We start from the raw sequence: 18,317 nt of genomic DNA, 5'->3' as shown, positions 1-18,317 counted from the left end.
GAAACAGCGGCCTTCATCGAACGCGAATTGACGCAGATGGGTGCGTTCGAGATCAGCCGGCCGACGGAGACGAGCGTGATCGCCCGGCTCGTCACCGGTCGCCCGGGTCGCGTTCTCGCGCTTCGTGCGGACATTGATGCGCTTCCCATCGAGGAAGACACAGGGCTTGAGTTTGCGTCAAAGAATCCCGGCGTCATGCACGCGTGCGGACACGACGGACATACCGCCATGCTGCTAGGGGCGTGCAAGGTGCTCGCTGCGCACCGCGACGAGCTGCGGGGAGAGATTCGCTTCATCTTCCAGCACGCGGAGGAATTGACGCCGGGCGGCGCACAAGAGTTGGTCGATGCAGGGGTGTTGGATGGCGTGGACGCTGTGATCGGCCAGCACCTGTGGCAGGGGATGGAGAGCTGCCGCATCGGCGTGCGAGCCGGGGAACTCATGGCTGCGCCGGATACCTTTCACATCCGCATCGTCGGGAGAGGCGGACATGCGGCACAGCCGCATCTCACCGTCGATCCTATCGCGATCGGCGCGCAGATTGTGGTGAGCCTTCAGCAGCTCGCCAGCCGCCGTGTGGATCCGTTCGAACCATTTGTGCTGAGCGTCACCAAGTTCGTCGGTGGAACCGCGGACAATGTCATCCCAAACGAGGTGGAGCTATGCGGCACGGTGCGCACCTTCCGCGAGGAGCGCCGCGCTTGGGCCGCACAGGCAATGGAGGCCGTCATCCGGGGAATCGCGGAGGCACAGGGCGCGTCCTATGAGTTTCGCTACGATCGCGGCTACCGACCGGTGGTGAACGACCCGGAACTCACGGCCTTTGTACGCGCCACCCTCGAGGACGAATTCGGCGATCTCGTCACCGACGCGGAGCCCACCATGGGAGGCGAGGATTTCTCCGCGTATCAAACTGTGGCACCCGGCACGTTTTTCTTTACGGGCATTCGCCGACCGGATGGCGAGGCGTATCCCCACCACCATCCGCGCTTTGATATCGACGAGAACGCTCTCGTCGTGGGTTGCCGGGCGCTCGTCGCCCTCGCAACAAGGTATCTCGGGCAGGCGTGAAGCCCCGGGGGTTACGTTTTCTCCTCGGGATCCAGTCGGAACAATTCGCGGCCGTGCAGGCGCAGCCATGTCCGCTGCGCCTGCCAGCCCGGCATCATGCGCGCCACGAGTTGCCAAAATGCGGGTCCGTGATTCATATGCACCAGATGCGCAAGTTCGTGAACAATCACGTAATCAATCACGCTCTCAGGCGCTTGAATGAGCCTCCAATTCAGCGACACGTTCCCTTTGCTTGAGCAGCTGCCCCATCGGCTCCGCTGTGCTCGAATTGCAACCATGGCAGGCCGCAGCCCCGTCTTCTCCGCCCACATGGCCGCTCGGTCGGACAGGTAGGCCTGGGCGAGATCGCGCAGTGTCCGGCAGACCTGCTCATGCACGTCGTCGGCTCGCTCGGGCACTCGCACAAGGCGGCGGACGTGATCGATCTCGGCCCGGAGGCCGGCGTGGGTGCAGACCACATAGGAGCGTCCGAGAATCCGGATCTCGTCGCCCACCTTGAGGCGCTGCGGCGTCGCGACGAAGGTTCTGGCTTGCGTCTCCCGAAGCCAAGAAATGTTCTGCAGAATGACCTCCTCCACATCCTTCCACGTCGTCCAGCGCGGAGCGCTGACGGAGAATCCGCGATCATCGGCGCGGAGAACGATCCGCTTCTGCGTCGGCCTTCCTGCTCGAACGCGGATGAGGATGGATTCATGATCGAACTGGAGTTCACATGCGACGATTTGACCCCTATGGTTGCGAACGATTTTCAGATCCATGGCTCCACTTTATCGCAATGGGCTCCGGCGGGCGAGCGCATACCCGAGACGCAGTGGGACCAAACTATCGCCATCAGCCTGCAGTCCTCGGAGGGAGTCTCGCATGCCATCTCGTCGCGCGTTGTCCGCGGTGTCACTTCTCGCAGTCCTTTCGCTGACAGGTGCTGTCGCCGGGTGTGGGCGTGAATTTGACGTGCATCCGTCGGCGCTCGTCGGCCAGGCGTTGCCGTCGTCAATCGCTGATCCGCCTACAAGCGTCGAACTGGCGCATTATCAAATGCGAAACCCACACTTCAACGTCTTGAGCCACGGTTCAACCCTGAACATCTGGTCAGACGATCACGGCTGGAACGGTCACCGGGTGGATCTGTACTACGCACCGGCCGCCATTGTGACCGCTTACCACGGGGACTACACCCTCAAGTCGAACGCGCATCTCCAGCGCATCGCGTCCGTTCCCATCCGGAAAAACCAGACATGGTTTGCGGCGTGGAATGTCGGGGCGTATAAGCTTCCCGATGGATTTTACCTGCTCGCGAAAACCGATGTCGGCCAAGCCACGATTGAAAAGGTCGTGTGGCAACAGGGCCATTACGTCGAAGGCGGCGTGGATTCCCCCGTTCAGTGACGCGGTCAGCGGAAATGAGACCACGCGTTCCACAGCCATTCGAAGAGCACGCCGCCCGCCACCGAGATGAGGAGCGAAACGACAAACCTGACCAACGTGAATGGGATGCCAAAGAACGGGAATTCGGCGGGCAGGCGCGCGAGCGAGGTCAGTTGCCACGATGTGGTGAACGCGACAACGGCCCCGGGCGAGGCGTCGGCTGCCAGCAAGCTCACGGCCAATGGGTAGACGGCAAATCGAGAGCCGGTTCCGAGCACCCCCAAGATCGCGCCAAACGCAATTCCCGCGATCCCCGCTTCGCGTCCCAACCACTTCGCCACCAACTCCGGTTCGAGCCACTGGCTCACGAGCCCCGCCAGAAACATGGATACCACGATCCACGGCAGGGACTGCGCGAGCATGCCGACCGAAGACCTCGCCGCTTCGAGCGCGTCCGAGGGTTCTTGCGCCGAGGCCAGGGCGTATCCCAGCCCGGTTGCGGCGGCGATCCACAGCAGTGTTCGATCCACATCATCATCCCCGTTTCAAGGTGATGCGTTCAAACGGAGCGCGTGCACCGTCGACGCCCACGAGGTGGGGTCGGACCACGCCAGCGACCACGCAGCAACGCCTGCCAGTCCATCGTTGCTCACGAGTTGAAGCCAGTCCTCATACGTCTGAGACGTGGGATACCACACCTCTGCGTAGCCCGTCTTCGTCGGGTATTGGGTGAACATCAGATCCAGGGAGGCGTTCCACGAGCCGAGCGGCAGCCGATATTCGTTGAGAATGGCTTGTACCGCGCCTGCGCTGACCGCATCGCTCTGGACGCTGCCGTCCGTGTTGACGTACCAGAAACGAGTGTAAAGCGGGATGCCGAGTACCAACTTGTTCGCAGGTACGCCGGTGTCCAGCAGGTCGTTCACGCTCCGCTCCACCCACGGCAGGTCAGCCACGGGCCCGGGGTCCGGGTCGGTGGCCCAGTGTTCGTCATATGCCATCAGGACCACCTGGTCGACCTCGTCGGCGAGCGCCGCGTGGAAGAAGGCGTCCGAGTCGTCAAGTTGAACGATGTCGGGCGTAAGGTCGAGCGACAGATCAATCCCGAGCGACTGTAATCGGGCGTGGAGCGCTCCCACAAACTGTGTGAATCGATTTCGGTCAGCTGCAGCGACGTTCTCAAAGTCGAGGTTCACGCCGTTCAGGTGGTAGGTTTTCGCTTGGTACGCGATCTCGTCAATGAGGTTCGCTTCTGCGCGCGGATTGATCAGAACTTTGTGTGTGAGCGTCGCGGAAAACTGGTTGTCCACAAGGACCCAAACCTGAATGTGACGTTCCTGCGCGTATTGCACGACGCTCGGCACCACACCGCCGGATAAATTGCCCGAAGCATCCGCCAGATGAAACCACGTGGGACTGATCACATTGACACCTGGATTGTCTTGAATCCACCGGAGGCACGTACTGGCATCGGTGGATGGGATCCAGCCAATCACGAGCGTGTGGCGCGTTTGGGACATGGCGGCGATGGAGTTGAGCAGCGACGTCTGCAGTCCCCCGCCGGGATCGCCCGGCGAGACCTGCGGAAGCATGTTGCGAAGGATGGCAGCAGGATTGAGGAACATGGACTGCAGGCGATTAGCCACGGCGCGAAGAGGGTTGACCGCGGCGGGTTGACCGCCTGTGGGGGCGTCGCCGCCAAACAGTGCGTTGACCTCGATGGAGGCGAGCGTTTGAACTTCCGACGCCGCCAAGCGATCGGTCAGGGGATGTCCCAAAGCGGCGGACATCGACACCACCAAGCCCGCCGCAAGGAGGAAGAGCGCGGAGATGGCTGCAATCAGTTCGGCGATGAGGCGGGAAGGTTTGCTGCGATTCACGCGTAGCACGCTCCTCGTTCAATGGGCCTCTGGCCCATGTCTATGACGAGCGCGCGGTGATTATGTAAAGCACGTCCTCGTTACGGATTCGGTCGCCACTCGGCCTTTCCGTCCGCAAAAAACTCCTTCTTCCAAATGGCGATGCGGGCTTTGAGTCGGTCGATCAGCGCCTCGCAGGCCTCAAAGGCCGCTTTGCGGTGCGGGTGCGCCGCGCCACAGATCACTGCGACATCCTCGGGATACAAGGTTCCAATTCGATGCCACACAAGGGCTTTGACATCCGGGAATTCCGCTTCAACTTCTTCCACCAGCTGTTCCAACTGGACTCGCACCATCGCCTCGTACGCCTCATACTCGATGCGATCCGTTTGCCGATGGCCTGTCCACGCGCGCACAGTTCCAAGAAACAACACGCAGCCTCCGTGCCGCGCATCCGACAACAACGCCTCCGCCTCTTTCACGTCGAGGGGCTCCCGCCTGAGCTGCGCATACGGATGATCCCCTTCGCCACCGCCCACGGGCGGAATGAGTGCGATCTCGTCGCTCGACTGCAACGGTCGGGACGGATCGGCCAATTCCAGATTCACCGCCACCATCACGTGCTTCAAGGCATCGTGGAGTTCTGGATGCGTTGCATGGAGGACCTCCAGGACATCGGCCACGGTGGCGTCGTCCGGCACGTCCAATTCAAGTTTGTCTCGCCCGGCCAACTCCTTTACATTTGCGAATAGGCGAATGTCGACGCGCATGTATGATTCACCTCAGTCAGTTTGAATACGGTAAGGAGCGATGAACGTGAACTCTCAGGACGTATTTCACCATTTTTCACCCGACGGCCGCCCGCATATGGTGGACGTAAGCGAAAAGGCGGTCACGGCCCGCGTGGCGGTGGCCGAAGCGCACATCCGGATGTCGCGGGCGACGCGCGATGCTATTGTACATCACGCAATCGCCAAAGGCGATGTGATGAAAGTGGCCGAAATCGCCGGCATCATGGCTGCCAAGCGGACGAGCGAACTCATTCCTCTCTGTCATCCGCTGCCGTTGCACCACGTGTCGGTACGCATCGAAGAACACGCGCTTGAACCACAGGAGGCGGTGTTTCGCGTTCGGGCGGAGGTCCGTACGGCGCACCAGACCGGCGTCGAGATGGAGGCGCTGACGGCTGCATCCATCGCGGCGCTCACGGTGTACGACATGTGCAAGAAGGCGGACCGCGGTATGACCATCTCCGACGTTCGCCTCGTCATGAAGGACGGTGGCGCGAGCGGCAGGTACGAGCGCGACGAGCGCGGTGGTTCCGAAGGCCGCTGAGCGTTACAATAGACATCGGCAAATCACCTTGTGAACAGGGATGATGATCGATGGGGAAGCCAGAGGCCAGCGTTCGCGTGATCGACACGGGCACCACGACGGCTCGCCCGGAATGGCTTAAGATTCGCGCGAAAACGGGCGACAATTATAAGCAACTCAAAGAACTCATGCGCACGCAATCGCTGCACACGGTGTGCGAAGAGGCGCATTGCCCGAACCTGTTTGAATGCTGGGAGATGCGCACGGCCACGTTTATGATCCTCGGCGAAATCTGCACACGCGCGTGCAGGTTCTGCGCCGTGCACACCGGCCGCCCCAATGAGCTCGACCTGCGCGAACCGGAGCGCGTGGCGGATGCGGTGGTCGCGATGGGGCTGGAACACGTCGTCATCACGAGTGTGGCCCGGGATGATCTCGCCGACGGCGGAGCTTCCGTCTTCGCGGAGACGATTCGTGCGGTGCGGCGGAAAGTCCCGACCTGCAGCGTGGAAGTTTTGATCCCGGATTTCGACGGCAACTGGGAGGCTCTCGCCGTCGTGTTGGACGCGCGCCCCGATGTGCTGAATCACAACGTGGAGACCGTGCGCAGGTTGTCGGACTCGGTGCGCTCAAGAGCGAAGTACGATCGGACGCTCGAACTTCTTCGGCGTTCGAAGGAGATAGCCCCGGATATCCCCACCAAGTCGAGCATTATGGTGGGGCTTGGCGAGACGTTTGAGGAGATTTACGAGACGATGGACGATTTGCGTGAGGTCGGCGTCGACATCCTGACCATCGGCCAGTACCTCCAGCCGACGGCGAAACATCTGCCGGTGATTCGTTATTACACCCCGACAGAGTTTCTCCGCCTGCGTGGGGAAGGGCTGAGTCGCGGGTTCAAACACGTGGAGTCTGGGCCCATGGTCCGCAGTTCGTACCACGCGAAGGATCAGGTCCCATGGCGCCACCAGCAGACGGCTGCGAGAAGCGGGGAGTGAGTTCGGGTTGGCCACACAGCTCGTTTGGCGTTCGATCGGCGTCGTTCCGTACGACGACGCGCTGGACATGCAGGTCCATCAAGCGCTGCGACTTTTGAACCTCGAGGACGACGCGCAGACTGTCTTTGCTCTCGAGCACCCACGTACCATCACGGTCGGCCGCAACGGATCGGAAGCCAACATTCTCCTTCCGCTCGATGTCCTCGCCCGCAAGGGGTTTGAGGTGCGCATGGTCGATCGCGGCGGCGATGTCACGTACCACGGTCCGGGCCAGTGGGTGCTGTACCCGGTGCTGCATCTCGCGCCGTGGGGGAATGACGTGGCCCGCTTCGTACGCAACCTGGAGGAAGTGGTAATTCGCGCGCTCGCCGAGGTCGGGATCGAGAGCCGTCGGATCGACGACCTGCCCGGCGTGTGGGTGGGCGACGATAAGGTCTGTGCGGTGGGTGCGAGGGTGAAAAAGCGCCCGTCGGGCGAGTTCGTCACGTATCACGGCATCGCCCTCAACGTGAACACGGACCTTCAGGATTTTGACGTCATTGTGCCGTGCGGGATACGCGATCACGGTGTCACCAGCGTGGCGGCGGTGCTCGGGGCGCCTCAGGACATGAAGGTCTGGGAAGAACGTCTGCGCAGGTGTTTTTGCGACGTGTTCGCCTGCGAACCAGTTCTGACGGGGGAGCAGGCGTGAGTGGGGAAATGGGAGCGGCCGACATAGCGTCGGCCCTCGCTTTCTTTCTGGACCTTCTGCGCATCGACAGTCCGTCGGGCGGCGAGCAACGGGCGGCTGGCGCCTGCGCGGCGTGGCTGCGAGCACTGGGCTTCGCTGTGGAGTCGGAGCCCGTGGCCATCGGGGATGGCGTTTCGGTGAATCTTTGGGCAAGTGTCCCGGGCGATCCGGCGCTCGCCCCTGTCCTGGTTTGTGCGCATCTCGACACGCGCTGGTCGGGGCTGCCGGACGTGCGCAGGCAATCGGATGGATGGATCGTCAGCGCGAACGAGGTGCCGCTTGGCGCGGACGACAAGGCCGGTGTCGCGGCCGTGATGGCTGCATTGGCGCATCTCGTGCGCAATGACAGGCGCCATCCGCCCATTCACGTGCTGCTCACGGCTGGCGAAGAAATTGGAAGTGCAGGTGTCCGGTCGTCTCGCCGGATTCACGGTCAGTTGGAACGAGCGCTGGTCGTCGATGCGGAAGCCCCGGTAGGCACGTTGGTCGAAGCAGGTTATGGACAGGCGCGGCTGTTCCTCAGGTTTTCCGGCCGGGGCGGGCTCGGACCGACGTCCGTGTGGCGGTTGCTGCAAGAGGCCACGCGGCGGGTCGGTCCTGGTTTGAGCGGTGAACTGCTGCGATTGGAGCCCGATGGTCCAGGCTTCGAAGCCGAGGTGGCTGTGTGGATGTCGCCGGACACCGACTGGCGGATCGCCAAGGCGCGTTACCAATCGTGGGCGGCCGAAATCAAGCGGCGCACATCCCCTGATGACGTACGCTCGCAGTTTCTGTACCCTGCATACGACGTGCGGTCGAGCGGGTGGTTGCAGGGGGTACGGCGTCGCCTGGAGCGTGAGCGCCTTCCCTCGGCTTGCGTCCGCATGCGCGACGGGTGTGATGCAAATTGGCTCGCTTCCCTAGGCCTTGTGCCTGTCAACGTCGGGGTGGGGTACGAGCGCGCCCATACGCGGGAGGAGCGGATTCACGAGCAGAGCCTGGAGCAGTTGACGACAATCTTGGTCGCGGCACTGACCGAGCCATAGGACATGGGGGCGAGGCTGATGTGGGAAGAGACGGTGGCGGAGGAGCGGCTGTTTGATGGCCGGATCATCGATGTGAGGCGGCTCACGGTGAAGCTGCCGAATGGGCGCACCAGTACCCGGGAGGTGGTCCTACACCCGGGAGCCGTGGCTGTGCTCGCGGAAGTAGAGCCAGGCAAGGTGGTTCTGGTGCGCCAGTTTCGGAAGCCGTGCGAACAAGTGTTGTGGGAAATCCCCGCTGGCAAGCTGGAGCCGGGCGAGGAGCCCGAGCACGCGGCTAGGCGCGAGCTCTCCGAAGAGACGGGTTATGAAACCATTGGGCAACTCGTGCCCGTGCACGCGTTTTACACCGCACCAGGTTTCAGCAACGAGAAACTCCATGTGTACTACACCCGGGATGTGAAGAGGGGTGTGGAACACCCCGATGGCGACGAGTTCGTCGAGTCTCGGGTCGTTTCACGCGACGAGATCCGCCGAATGCTGGAGAAGGGCGACATTCAGGACGCCAAGACGCTCGTGGCGCTCTACTGGTGGATGACTCGGCTGTGATCAGGGTGTTTGCCGATTTTCACATTCATACGGGAGCCGCCAAGGGGCGGCCCGTGAAAATGGCGGCCTCGCATCAATTGACCGTGGCGGCGTCGCTAGACTGGGCTGCGCGCGTCAAGGGGCTCCACGTCGCAGGGCTCATAGATGCCGTGTGCGATCCGGTGCTGAACGAGATCCGGGATTTGTGTCGTTCGGGGCATTTGACGCCAGTATCCGGCGGCGGGCTGATGTATCAGGCGTCCCTGTTGGTTGTGCTGGGCGCGGAAGTCGAGGTCCGCGTGTCAAACCACGGCGCCGCGCACTTCGGCTGTTGGCTGCCTACGGTTGAAGCGGCCGCGGACTTTCAGACGTGGTTGAAGACGGTTCAGTCCAATACGGGGCTCTCGTCTCAGGTAGCTCGGGTGGATCCGACGCGCCTCGCGGACGAGGTTCGCGCGAGGGGCGGCATCTTCGTTGTGCACCACGCGTTCACGCCGTTCAAGGGGCTGCTCGGCAGTGCAGTCGCGCGCGTCGCGGAGGTGATGCCGCTCGAGGCCCTGGACGCGGTTGAACTTGGGCTGTCGGCCGACGCCGACATGGCGGATCGCCTCGAAGAAATGCGGCACTGTACGCTTCTGTCCAATTCGGATGCCCACAGCCTCTCGTCCATCGCGCGCGAATTCAACGTGCTGGCGTTGAACGAACTCTCCTTCGAGGATATCCGACATGCGCTCCATCGCCGCGGAGGGCGAAGCGTGGTGGCGAATTTAGGGTTGTATCCACCGCTCGGAAAATACTATCGAACGCGATGCAGGTCGTGTGGCCAAGTGGTGACATCGGAATCATGCGGCTGTGGCGCCTCGAGGTCCGTCGTCCAAGGCGTATGGGATCGCATTGAAGCGCTTGCGGATCAGGACATGCCGGTCCATCCGCCCTGGCGCGCACCCTACCACTACATTGTGCCGCTCTCGTTGATCCCCGGCGTGGGTCCGCGGACATATGTGAAGTTGCTCGAAGCGTTCGGTGGCGAAGCCCAACTTTGGTTCGATCCGCCTTCGGAACCGGCGCTCGCCGAGGTGATCGGGCCGAAGCTGGCCGCGCGCGTGTCCGCAGCGCTGAACGGGCGGTTGAGCATGTCGCCCGGGGGCGCCGGGCATTACGGTCGCGTCGAGCTTGTGTAGGGGGATGTACACTGGCGGTCTTCGAGTCTATCAATCGGGATCGCGTCATAGACATAGTCGTGTCTACGTCCCATTTCGCGGGAGGAGGCACGACGATGAAGGCCATGTTGTGGGCGGTGAGACGGCGCCCGCGCACACCCCGAACTCCGTCGCTCATCGGGTTTCGCGTTCGCAGAATACTGGCGCGCCGACTCTCCCAGGAGGCGCATATCGTCGCATTCTTGCTCGGCATCGTCCTGTCTGGTGTCGCCTTCGGCGGGATTGTGGCGGGTGAACTGCGGCCGGGGGACAAGCTGGAGCTCGCGAATCAGCTCGAGGCCTTCCTGCTGGCCACCGTGCACGGGCAGCTGGCGTCGGGGAGTTCGGTGTTTGCCAGCCGCCTGGTATCGGACGCGGCTTGGCTTGCCCTCGTCTGGCTCGCTGGCTCGTCAGCTGTCGGCATCCCCATTGTGGCAGCAGCTGTGTTTGCCCGGGCCTTCGAGGCAGGTTTCGCTGCGGCGTTCACGGCATTGCAATTTGGCTGGAAAGGCTTTGTCGTGGCGGCGTTTGGCATCTTTGTGCATCAGGCGATTTTTCTGTTCGCGTTTCTCATCGCAGGCGTCAATGCCATCCGATTTTCGTATCAGATTGTCGCCCAGTCCGTTCCGCTCTATCAGTGGACGCTTCAGTTCCTGAGGTATACTGGGGGAAGTGTGATGTGCCTGGGCGGCGTGATGCTTGCGGCCGCCATCCAGGCGTTCGTCGTGCCACCCATGGTGAGTCGGCTGCTGGGAGGATGAAGATGGCAGCGTTTATCCGGCGCAACGAGCCATTCACTTGCGCGCACTGCGGACTCCACGTGTCGCCCGCAGAACGGACGTGCAGGAATCATTGTCCTCGCTGCCTCTATTCAATGCACGTGGACGTGTCACCGGGCGATCGCGCGAATATCTGCGGCGGGCTGATGGAGCCGGTTCGAGTCGAATACCATTCGAAGAAGGGCTACCAGATTGTCCACCGCTGCACGCGCTGTGGTGTGGAGACGCGCAACATCGCGCTCATCGACGTCGCTGTGCAACCTGACAATCTCGACCGGCTATACGACTTGATGCGCAATCCGCGCTGATAAGGACCGCCGTGACAAGCAGGGAGGGGTGGCCCGTGGACCCTGAGTTTCACACGTTTTTGGATCACCTTCGGCTTGAGCGAGGTCTCTCTGAGAATACGGCCGCGAGTTATGCGCGAGATCTCACCGACTTTTCTCAATATCTCGCGCGTGAACAGCGCACCATCCGAGAGGCGGACAGGACGTCCATCCTCCGCTACCTGTCAGATCTGAAACGCCGCGGCATGAAGCCGACGACCATCGCCCGCAGAATGTCCGCCCTGCGCTCGTTTTTTCGCTACTCGCTCCGGGAAGGATGGTTGCAGGTGGACCCGACGGCGGATATCGAGGTCGCGGCGCCGGACGAGCACCTGCCGCGGGTGGTGTCGGAAGAAGACGTGGAACGGCTCATCGGCGCGGTGCACCGGCCGGACGCCATGGGCTTGCGCGATCGCGCCATGCTGGAGACGCTCTACGCCACCGGCGTGCGCGTGAGCGAACTCTTGGGCCTTTCCATGGAAGACGTGGAGCTCTCGGCGGGATTTGTCCGCGTGTTTGGCAAGGGGAACAAGGAGCGCGTGGTGCCGCTCGGCGAGATCGCCCAGGATGCCCTCGGGAGGTATCTGCGCTACGGGCGGCCGCTTCTTGCGCGGGACCGGGGAGAAAACGCGGTGTTCTTGAACCGCTTTGGCCGGAGGATGACGAGGCAGGGTTTTTGGAACATCCTGAAAGGCTATGCGCGGCAGGCGGGTGTGACTGCCGAGGTCACGCCGCACATGCTCCGACATTCGTTTGCGACGCATCTGCTGGAGGGCGGGGCCGATCTCCGCGTGGTGCAGGAGCTGTTGGGGCACGCCGACATCTCCACAACGGAGCGGTACACGCATGTCACACCGCACCGCCTTCGCGAGGTGTACCGGAACGCGCACCCGCGGGCGTGACGATGAAATGGAGGATGTAGGTTGGACAAGCGTCTGATTTGGATTGTGCTGGACAGCTGCGGAATTGGTGCGGCGCCAGATGCGGCTGATTACGGCGAAGCCGATGTTGAGAGCAATACCATCGCGCACGTCGCTGAGGCGGTGGGCGGACTGCGCGTGCCTAATCTCGAACGCCTCGGCCTCGGGCGGATTGCGCCCATTGCTGGTGTGGCGCCTGCCGGCGCAGGTGGGTACGGCACGATGGTGGAACGGTCCGCCGGGAAAGACACGACAAACGGGCACATGGAGTTCGTGGGCGTCGTCCTGTCGCAGCCGATGCCGACCTATCCGGACGGATTCCCGCCCGAGGTCATCGAGCCGTTCGAGCGGTACGTCGGCAAACCGGTCCTGTGCAACCGCCCGGCGTCCGGAACGTGGGTCATAGAGGCCTACGGCAAGGAGCATCTCGAGACGGGCAGGCCCATCGTCTACACCTCGGCGGACAGCGTCTTTCAGGTCGCGGCGCACGAAGACGTGGTGCCGGTGGAGAGATTGTACGACTGGTGCGAATACGCGAGATCCATCCTGGTCGGGCCCCACGCCGTGGGACGGGTCATTGCGCGGCCGTTCATCGGGGAGCCGGGGCATTTTGTTCGGACGGATCGCAGGCGAGATTTTTCGCTGGATTTTGGTCCCACGGTGCTGGACGCCATCGAGGCGGCGGGATATCCGGTGGTCGGGATCGGAAAAATCGCGGACATCTATCATCACCGGGGCATCACACGAGCGGTGCACACGTTGGACAACCGGGATGGTATGCAGAAGCTCGTCACGGCGATGGATAGCGAGCCGACTGGACTTTTGTACGCAAACCTCGTGGACTTCGACTCGAAGTACGGCCACCGCAACGATCCCGTTGGATTTGCGCGCGCCATCGAAGCCTTCGACGAAGACTTGCAGGGCGTGCTTTCGCGGCTGCGACCGGGAGACCTGCTGGTCATCACAGCCGATCACGGCTGTGACCCCACCGTCCCCGGGACGGATCACACGCGGGAACGCGTCCCAATTCTCGCTCACCACGTCAATTTGGCCGATCCCGTCCCGCTCGGCGAGCGAGATACGTTCGCAGATCTCGGCGCGACGGTGGCGGAGTACTTCGGCGTCCGGCGCCCACCCGTCGGGCGATCGTTCCTGCGAGATCTCCGTTTGGCATAATCCCATTCACTCCAGTGCGTAGCGCCGCTTCGTCCTGCACACACTAACGCCGATTCGATTCGGTGGAACTCCTCGAGAGGAGGTTGCAGGATGAAGCGGCATGTTCGTGCCCTTGGGATCGGAATCGGCGCCTTGTGTCTTGTCGCGACAAGCGCCGCCCCTCAGATGGTTCGCGCGGCGTCTGCGCCCGGAGTCGTGCAGATCCGCGAACAGGTGGACGCGGGGACGGCGCAGCCAGCGCCAGCTTCAAGCGTCGATCTTGCGAAACAGGCGAGGTCCGCAGTCCTGATGGATTTTGCAACCGGAAAGGTGCTGTACGCCAAGGATGCGCATGAGCGCCTGCCGATGGCGAGTATCACGAAGATCATGACGCTCCTTCTCATCTTCGAAGCGATTGACAGCGGCAAGCTGAAGTGGACGGATCGAGTCCAAGCCAGCGAGCGTGCCTCGAGCATGGGCGGATCGCAGATCTTTCTTGAGCCCGGCGAGACGATGACCGTGCGCGATCTCGTCAAGGGCATCGCCATCGCGTCGGCCAACGACGCCTGTGTCGCCATGGCCGAGCACCTCGACGGGAGCGAAGAGGCGTTTGTCGCTCGAATGAATCAGCGGGCGAAAGAACTTGGCATGACGGATACGCACTTTGCCAACTGCAATGGGTTGCCTGCGGCGAACCATTATTCCAGCGCGTACGACATCGCCATCATGTCGCGAGCGCTCCTTATGCATCCCGACGTCACCGCGTTCACTTCGGTGTACAGCGATTACTTGCGGAAGGACACCGATCATCCGCTTTGGCTCGTGAACACAAACAAGCTGGTCCGCTTCTACGACGGGGTGGACGGACTGAAGACGGGTTACACGCAGGAAGCTAAATACTGCTTGTCGGCGACGGCGAAGCGAGACGGTTTTCGCGTGGTGGCCGTGGTGATGGGCGAACCGAAGCCCACGGTTCGGAACGCTGAAATCGCAGGCATGCTGAACTATGCGTTTGCGCATTACAAGGCAGTGCAAGTCTATCCGCGCGGCCACGTGGTGGGCCAAGTTCAGGTCAAGCGGGGCACGCGCGATCGCGTCGAGGCAGTGACGGCGGAGCCCGTGGCGTTTGTCACCGAGCGATCCAGCAAAGCGAGTTATGCGGCCGAAATTCAGTGGATGACCTTAAAAGCGCCGGTCACTCGTGGCCAGGTGGTCGGGCGCGTGGTGTTGAAATCGGGCGGACAGGTGGTGGCAAATGTGCCACTGGTCGCAAAGGAGGACGTTCCGAAAGCTACGTTCTTCCAGAGTTTTGGCAAAACCATCAAGAAGGTCATCACGTTCGGTCAGGCCAAATGAAACCGCGGTCGACCAGGGCGCGCCGCCGACGCGGCGCGAACCTTGTCGATGAAGCGCGTTTTTTCTTATTGGCGGGGAAATATCCAGAATCGTTCGGGCGAAGCCCACGACCCCTCAGGTATCCGCTCTGCTGCTCGGTTGACGGCTTGGTCGCACAGCTGCACGATGTCCGAGGTGTTCGCTTTGCGCATGTACACCTGGGCTTTGAGTTGAAGATACCCCGGCGGAAGAGCGCTCGGATCGGCTTGCACGAGATGGTCCAGCGAGCGCAGTTCCGATTCGGCGCGGTCGAGATCGCCCAGTTCGAGGGCAAGTTCTGCGGCGAGCAGAGATAGTTGCGCACGAATCTCTGGACCGACGCGCGTCATGGCGAGCGCTTGCGACACCCGCTCCATCGCTGGACGTGGTTGCTCAAGGGTCCGATAGGTGAGCGCCAATTCGTGGTCCAGTGCGACGCGCAGAACTTCGTCGCGGGAATTGATCCGTTCGTCGAGATGGACCAGGTGTGACAGCGCGTCATCCGCCTTCCCGGAGAGTCGCAGAAAGGCGCTGAGATTGATGCGGCAGCGCATCGCCAATGCCCGGTTCCCCGCCTCTTCATGGAGCTGGATGGCGCACTGGGCCTCTTCGATGGCCGTCTCGTAGTCCCCAATGGCGGCCGCCGAGCACGCGAGCCCGTGATGTGCATGCGCACGGTCCACCGCGGACATGGGCTCTTCGCCACGGGCCAGGATGTGCTCGTACAGGGCTTTCGCTTGCTCCATAGGGCCATATTGCAAATACAGCCGCGCGAGCGTCATCTCGATTTTGAGTCGGAGTGGCATTTGAAGCCCGGATGTCGCGAGCGCTTGGCGCGCGCGTTCCAGATACAGAATCGCCTCGTGATCCCGCTGCAACCGCCGGCGCGCTAGGGCGCCATAATAGTAGCCGCGAATCACGCTGGAGATATCGCCGCGCGCAAATCCCGCCCAAACCAAGCCGTCGTACAAGCGCGCCGCTTGCTCGTAGTTGCCCGCCTTGAGATAACAATCGCCCATGTCTTGAAAGACGAGTTCGGGCCGAAACTGAGAGTGAAGGGGCCAGGAAAGCGAGAGAAACTGGTGAATGGCCTCCTCGTAGTGGCCCTGCTCTGCGAGGTGCTTGGCGCGGCGATAGGTATGGGCTTCTTCCGACGATCCGGCCAACTCCCTTTGAAACTCCGCGGCGTCCACACCAAGGCGCGCCGCAAGTTGTGCCAAAAGAGGGGCGGATGGCATGGTCCGGTCGGACTCAATTTGGCTGATCATGCTCGCCGTAGCAAGCCCCCGAGCGAGCTCGGACTGCGTCATGCCGCGCGCCTTGCGAAGCGCGCGAATCTTTTGGCCAAGTGTCTCCATACCTCGCCTCCTATCTTCTCCTATCTATTGTACAGACAGCAGCGAGAAGCGCCACTGTTCGGTTGTCGAATTCAGTAGATTCTCCACTACTTTTGTCAATGGGCAGGAATTCCCGGTTTAAGGCGTGAATTTGTTGACCAGACCGCATAGGAGAGGGGATGCAAGGTGTCCGTCGAGACCAAGTTGGAGCGAGGGATTGTGGTCATCGCATTGAAAGGGGAGCTGGACCACCATGCGGTGGAACAGATGAGGGATCGAATCGAGCAGCAGCTTGCCGAGCATGGCTATCGCGGCCTCGTGATGTCGTTTCGGAACATCGACTTCATGGACAGTTCCGGTCTCGGGCTGATTCTGGGCCGCTATCGAAGCGTCTCCGAGCACGGCGGCAAGATGGCGCTCTGCGAAGTCAATCCTACGCTAAAGCGTCTGTTTGAAATGTCCGGTTTGCTGAAGGTGATTCCCGTGTACGACTCTGAAGAAGCTGCGGTGGCAGCAATCCTGGGAGCGTGATCGCGGTGGAACGAGTGGCGGAAGGCGTGCGGGTGGATAACTATCTGCGCCTTGTTTTTCCGAGCCGGTCGGAGAACGAGTCGCTGGCTCGCGTGGCGGTCGCTTCCTTTGTGGCGCCGCTCGATCCGACCATGGAGGAGCTGACGGAGCTGAAGACGGCAGTGTCTGAAGCCGTGACGAACGCCATCATCCATGGCTACCCGGACGAGATCGGCGAGGTGGTGGTGGCGTGCGCTCTGCACGGCAATCGCGTGCAGGTCGTCGTTGAGGACCGAGGCGTGGGCATTCCCGACGTGGATCTGGCCAAACAACCGATGTACACGTCGCGGCCCGAGCTCGAACGGTCAGGCATGGGCATGACGATCATGGAGACGTTTGTCGACAAGCTGGAGGTCGAGTCCAAGCCCGGGGAAGGCACGCGCGTCACGCTGATCAAGACCTTTCGAACTGCCCCCGACGTGATGTGAGGGGGGTCGCACGTGGATCAGGCAAAGGAGCGTCCCGTCCCGCATCATGTGGACGAATTCGAGAAACTATCCGACGAAGAGGTCCGGGAGCTTCTGGAGCGAAGCCACAACGGTGACGCGGAAGCGCGCGAGCGGCTCATCGTCCACAATCAGCGCCTCGTGTGGGCCGTCGTCCAGCGATTTCTGGGGCGCGGTTATGAAGCGGAGGATCTCTTCCAAATCGGATGTATCGGCCTGATGAAGGCGGTCGACAAGTTCGATCTGTCCTACGACGTCAAATTTTCGACCTACGCCGTGCCCATGATTATCGGTGAGATCCAACGGTTTTTGCGAGACGACAGCACAGTCAAGGTCAGCCGAAGTCTGAAGGAGACGGCCAAGCAAATTCGCCACGTGCGGGATCGCCTTGCGAAGGAACTCGGGCGCCAGCCGCACATCACCGAACTCGCCGAGGCCATGAACATGGAGCCGTCGGAAATCGTGTTCGCGCAGGAAGCTCTTCGCGCGCCCGCGTCCATCCATGAGACCGTGTACGAGAACGATGGGGATCCCATCTATCTGATGGATCAAATCGCGGACGAAGAGACGGAGGGCAAGTTCGACAAGGTCGAGTTGCACGAGATCATCGGACGGCTGCCTGAACGCGAGCGATTCATCGTATACATGCGGTTCTTTCGAGATAAGACCCAGAGCGACGTGGCTCGGGTGCTCGGCATTTCCCAAGTGCAGGTATCACGCCTCGAAAAGCGCATTCTGCAGCAAATTCGTCAGGAACTCGAATGATGGCCACTGGAACATCTTAACGCCGCCTGAGGGCGGCTTTTTTCGCGTCTGCGGGGCATGTTACCTAGATGACGAGAGATGGGGGGATTTTCGATGCCAATCGCCACGCGAGAGGAGCAAGCTCGGTATCAGGCGCTTGTCCACCGCCTGACACCGGGACGGCCCATCGTGCGCAATACCTTGCGGGCTTTCGTCGTCGGCGGGCTCATCTGCGAACTGGGCCAGGTGATTCAGGCGCTCTTCGTGCGATACGGTGGATTCAAACCCGCCGAAGCTGGCAATCCGACGGTGGCAGTGCTCATCCTTCTGTCGGCCATTTTCACCGCCATCGGGGTGTATGACAGGTTCGCTCAGTGGGCGGGCGCCGGATCGGCCGTGCCCGTGACGGGTTTCTCCAACACCATGACGTCTGCCGCGATGGAACACCGAAGCGAGGGATTCGTGGCCGGGATCGGAGGTAATATGTTCAAGATCTCCGGTCCGGTGATTGTGTACGGGGTCGTGAGCGCATTCTTCATTGCGCTCATCCGCTACGTGGTGGAGCACCTGTAGAAAGGGC

22 protein-coding genes are annotated in these 18,317 nt (G+C 61.8%); 17 read left to right on the top strand and 5 right to left on the bottom strand.

Annotated features, from left to right (window positions below; all coding sequences use genetic code 11):
- A partial coding sequence (locus AMA01_RS04695) for an amidohydrolase (protein WP_067848105.1) occupies window positions 1–1,071 on the top strand: 1,071 nt, incomplete at its 5' end.
- Between the two features lie 11 nt (window positions 1,072–1,082).
- On the opposite strand, the gene AMA01_RS04690 is transcribed toward AMA01_RS04695, so the two are convergent.
- Window positions 1,083–1,829 carry a M48 family metallopeptidase gene (locus AMA01_RS04690; RefSeq protein ID WP_067848102.1) on the bottom strand — a complete coding sequence of 249 codons (747 nt, stop codon included), beginning with the start codon at window positions 1,827–1,829 and terminating at the stop codon, window positions 1,083–1,085.
- Between the two features lie 103 nt (window positions 1,830–1,932).
- Between AMA01_RS04690 and AMA01_RS04685 the strand changes: the two genes are divergently transcribed.
- Window positions 1,933–2,457, top strand: a complete 525-nt coding sequence (locus AMA01_RS04685; RefSeq protein ID WP_067848099.1) for a hypothetical protein — start codon at window positions 1,933–1,935, stop codon at window positions 2,455–2,457.
- A gap of 5 nt (window positions 2,458–2,462) precedes the next feature.
- Here the strand turns inward: AMA01_RS04685 and AMA01_RS04680 are convergent, their stop codons facing one another.
- From AMA01_RS04680 to moaD, 3 genes are all read right to left on the bottom strand, one after another.
- Complete coding sequence (locus AMA01_RS04680) at window positions 2,463–2,966, bottom strand: permease (RefSeq protein WP_067848096.1); 504 nt, start codon at window positions 2,964–2,966, stop codon at window positions 2,463–2,465.
- A 15-nt stretch (window positions 2,967–2,981) separates the two neighbouring features.
- Window positions 2,982–4,316, bottom strand: coding sequence for a glycosyl hydrolase family 18 protein (locus AMA01_RS04675; protein WP_067848092.1), 1,335 nt, complete (start codon window positions 4,314–4,316; stop codon window positions 2,982–2,984).
- Between the two features lie 80 nt (window positions 4,317–4,396).
- Entirely contained in the window at window positions 4,397–5,065 is a 669-nt protein-coding gene (moaD, locus tag AMA01_RS04670) for a molybdopterin converting factor subunit 1 (protein WP_067848089.1), read from the bottom strand.
- A gap of 46 nt (window positions 5,066–5,111) precedes the next feature.
- Here moaD and moaC point away from each other — a divergent pair, with 46 nt between their 5' ends.
- The 11 genes from moaC (at window position 5,112) to AMA01_RS04615 (ending at window position 14,622) form a co-directional block, all read left to right on the top strand.
- Entirely contained in the window at window positions 5,112–5,630 is a 519-nt protein-coding gene (gene moaC / locus AMA01_RS04665) for a cyclic pyranopterin monophosphate synthase MoaC (protein WP_269447885.1), read from the top strand.
- 50 nt (window positions 5,631–5,680) lie between these two features.
- Window positions 5,681–6,607, top strand: coding sequence for a lipoyl synthase (gene lipA, locus AMA01_RS04660; protein ID WP_067848083.1), 927 nt, complete (start codon window positions 5,681–5,683; stop codon window positions 6,605–6,607).
- A 7-nt stretch (window positions 6,608–6,614) separates the two neighbouring features.
- Entirely contained in the window at window positions 6,615–7,298 is a 684-nt protein-coding gene (gene lipB / locus AMA01_RS04655; protein ID WP_067848079.1) for a lipoyl(octanoyl) transferase LipB, read from the top strand.
- Entirely contained in the window at window positions 7,295–8,362 is a 1,068-nt protein-coding gene (locus tag AMA01_RS04650; protein WP_231862823.1) for a M20/M25/M40 family metallo-hydrolase, read from the top strand. The genes lipB and AMA01_RS04650 overlap by 4 nt, the downstream gene beginning before the upstream one ends.
- A gap of 18 nt (window positions 8,363–8,380) precedes the next feature.
- Complete coding sequence (locus AMA01_RS04645; RefSeq protein WP_067848073.1) at window positions 8,381–8,908, top strand: NUDIX hydrolase; 528 nt, start codon at window positions 8,381–8,383, stop codon at window positions 8,906–8,908.
- On the top strand, window positions 8,905–10,068 hold the full coding sequence (locus tag AMA01_RS04640; protein WP_231862822.1) for an endonuclease Q family protein: 1,164 nt from the start codon (window positions 8,905–8,907) through the stop codon (window positions 10,066–10,068). Before AMA01_RS04645 ends, AMA01_RS04640 begins: the two co-directional genes overlap by 4 nt.
- 95 nt (window positions 10,069–10,163) lie before the next feature.
- Window positions 10,164–10,847 (top strand): stage II sporulation protein M, encoded by a 684-nt coding sequence (locus AMA01_RS04635; RefSeq protein ID WP_067848070.1) that lies wholly within the window; start codon window positions 10,164–10,166, stop codon window positions 10,845–10,847.
- Window positions 10,848–10,849: 2 nt separating this feature from the next.
- Window positions 10,850–11,173 carry an RNHCP domain-containing protein gene (locus AMA01_RS04630; protein ID WP_067848067.1) on the top strand — a complete coding sequence of 108 codons (324 nt, stop codon included), beginning with the start codon at window positions 10,850–10,852 and terminating at the stop codon, window positions 11,171–11,173.
- Between the two features lie 35 nt (window positions 11,174–11,208).
- Window positions 11,209–12,093: a site-specific tyrosine recombinase XerD gene (gene xerD, locus AMA01_RS04625; protein WP_067848064.1), complete on the top strand. Its 885-nt coding sequence runs from the start codon at window positions 11,209–11,211 to the stop codon at window positions 12,091–12,093.
- A 21-nt stretch (window positions 12,094–12,114) separates the two neighbouring features.
- Window positions 12,115–13,287, top strand: a complete 1,173-nt coding sequence (locus tag AMA01_RS04620; RefSeq protein ID WP_067848061.1) for a phosphopentomutase — start codon at window positions 12,115–12,117, stop codon at window positions 13,285–13,287.
- 90 nt (window positions 13,288–13,377) lie between these two features.
- Complete coding sequence (locus AMA01_RS04615; RefSeq protein WP_067848058.1) at window positions 13,378–14,622, top strand: D-alanyl-D-alanine carboxypeptidase family protein; 1,245 nt, start codon at window positions 13,378–13,380, stop codon at window positions 14,620–14,622.
- Window positions 14,623–14,687: 65 nt separating this feature from the next.
- Here the strand turns inward: AMA01_RS04615 and AMA01_RS04610 are convergent, their stop codons facing one another.
- Complete coding sequence (locus AMA01_RS04610) at window positions 14,688–15,998, bottom strand: helix-turn-helix domain-containing protein (RefSeq protein ID WP_067848055.1); 1,311 nt, start codon at window positions 15,996–15,998, stop codon at window positions 14,688–14,690.
- Between the two features lie 165 nt (window positions 15,999–16,163).
- Between AMA01_RS04610 and spoIIAA the strand changes: the two genes are divergently transcribed.
- The 4 genes from spoIIAA to spoVAC all read left to right on the top strand — a co-directional run bounded on the left by spoIIAA (window position 16,164) and on the right by spoVAC (window position 18,310).
- On the top strand, window positions 16,164–16,508 hold the full coding sequence (gene spoIIAA, locus AMA01_RS04605; RefSeq protein ID WP_067848052.1) for an anti-sigma F factor antagonist: 345 nt from the start codon (window positions 16,164–16,166) through the stop codon (window positions 16,506–16,508).
- 5 nt (window positions 16,509–16,513) lie between these two features.
- Window positions 16,514–16,975, top strand: a complete 462-nt coding sequence (gene spoIIAB / locus AMA01_RS04600) for an anti-sigma F factor (RefSeq protein ID WP_067848112.1) — start codon at window positions 16,514–16,516, stop codon at window positions 16,973–16,975.
- Window positions 16,976–16,987: 12 nt separating this feature from the next.
- On the top strand, window positions 16,988–17,758 hold the full coding sequence (gene sigF / locus AMA01_RS04595) for an RNA polymerase sporulation sigma factor SigF (protein WP_067848049.1): 771 nt from the start codon (window positions 16,988–16,990) through the stop codon (window positions 17,756–17,758).
- A gap of 93 nt (window positions 17,759–17,851) precedes the next feature.
- On the top strand, window positions 17,852–18,310 hold the full coding sequence (gene spoVAC / locus AMA01_RS04590; RefSeq protein ID WP_067848046.1) for a stage V sporulation protein AC: 459 nt from the start codon (window positions 17,852–17,854) through the stop codon (window positions 18,308–18,310).
- Window positions 18,311–18,317 lie beyond the last annotated feature (7 nt).

Origin of the sequence: Alicyclobacillus mali NBRC 102425 (assembly GCF_001570745.1) — a bacterium.
GTDB classification, from domain to species: domain Bacteria; phylum Bacillota; class Bacilli; order Alicyclobacillales; family Alicyclobacillaceae; genus Alicyclobacillus; species Alicyclobacillus mali.
Note: the sequence above shows the minus strand (reverse complement) of the source record. Positions and strands in the feature narration are given on the sequence as shown.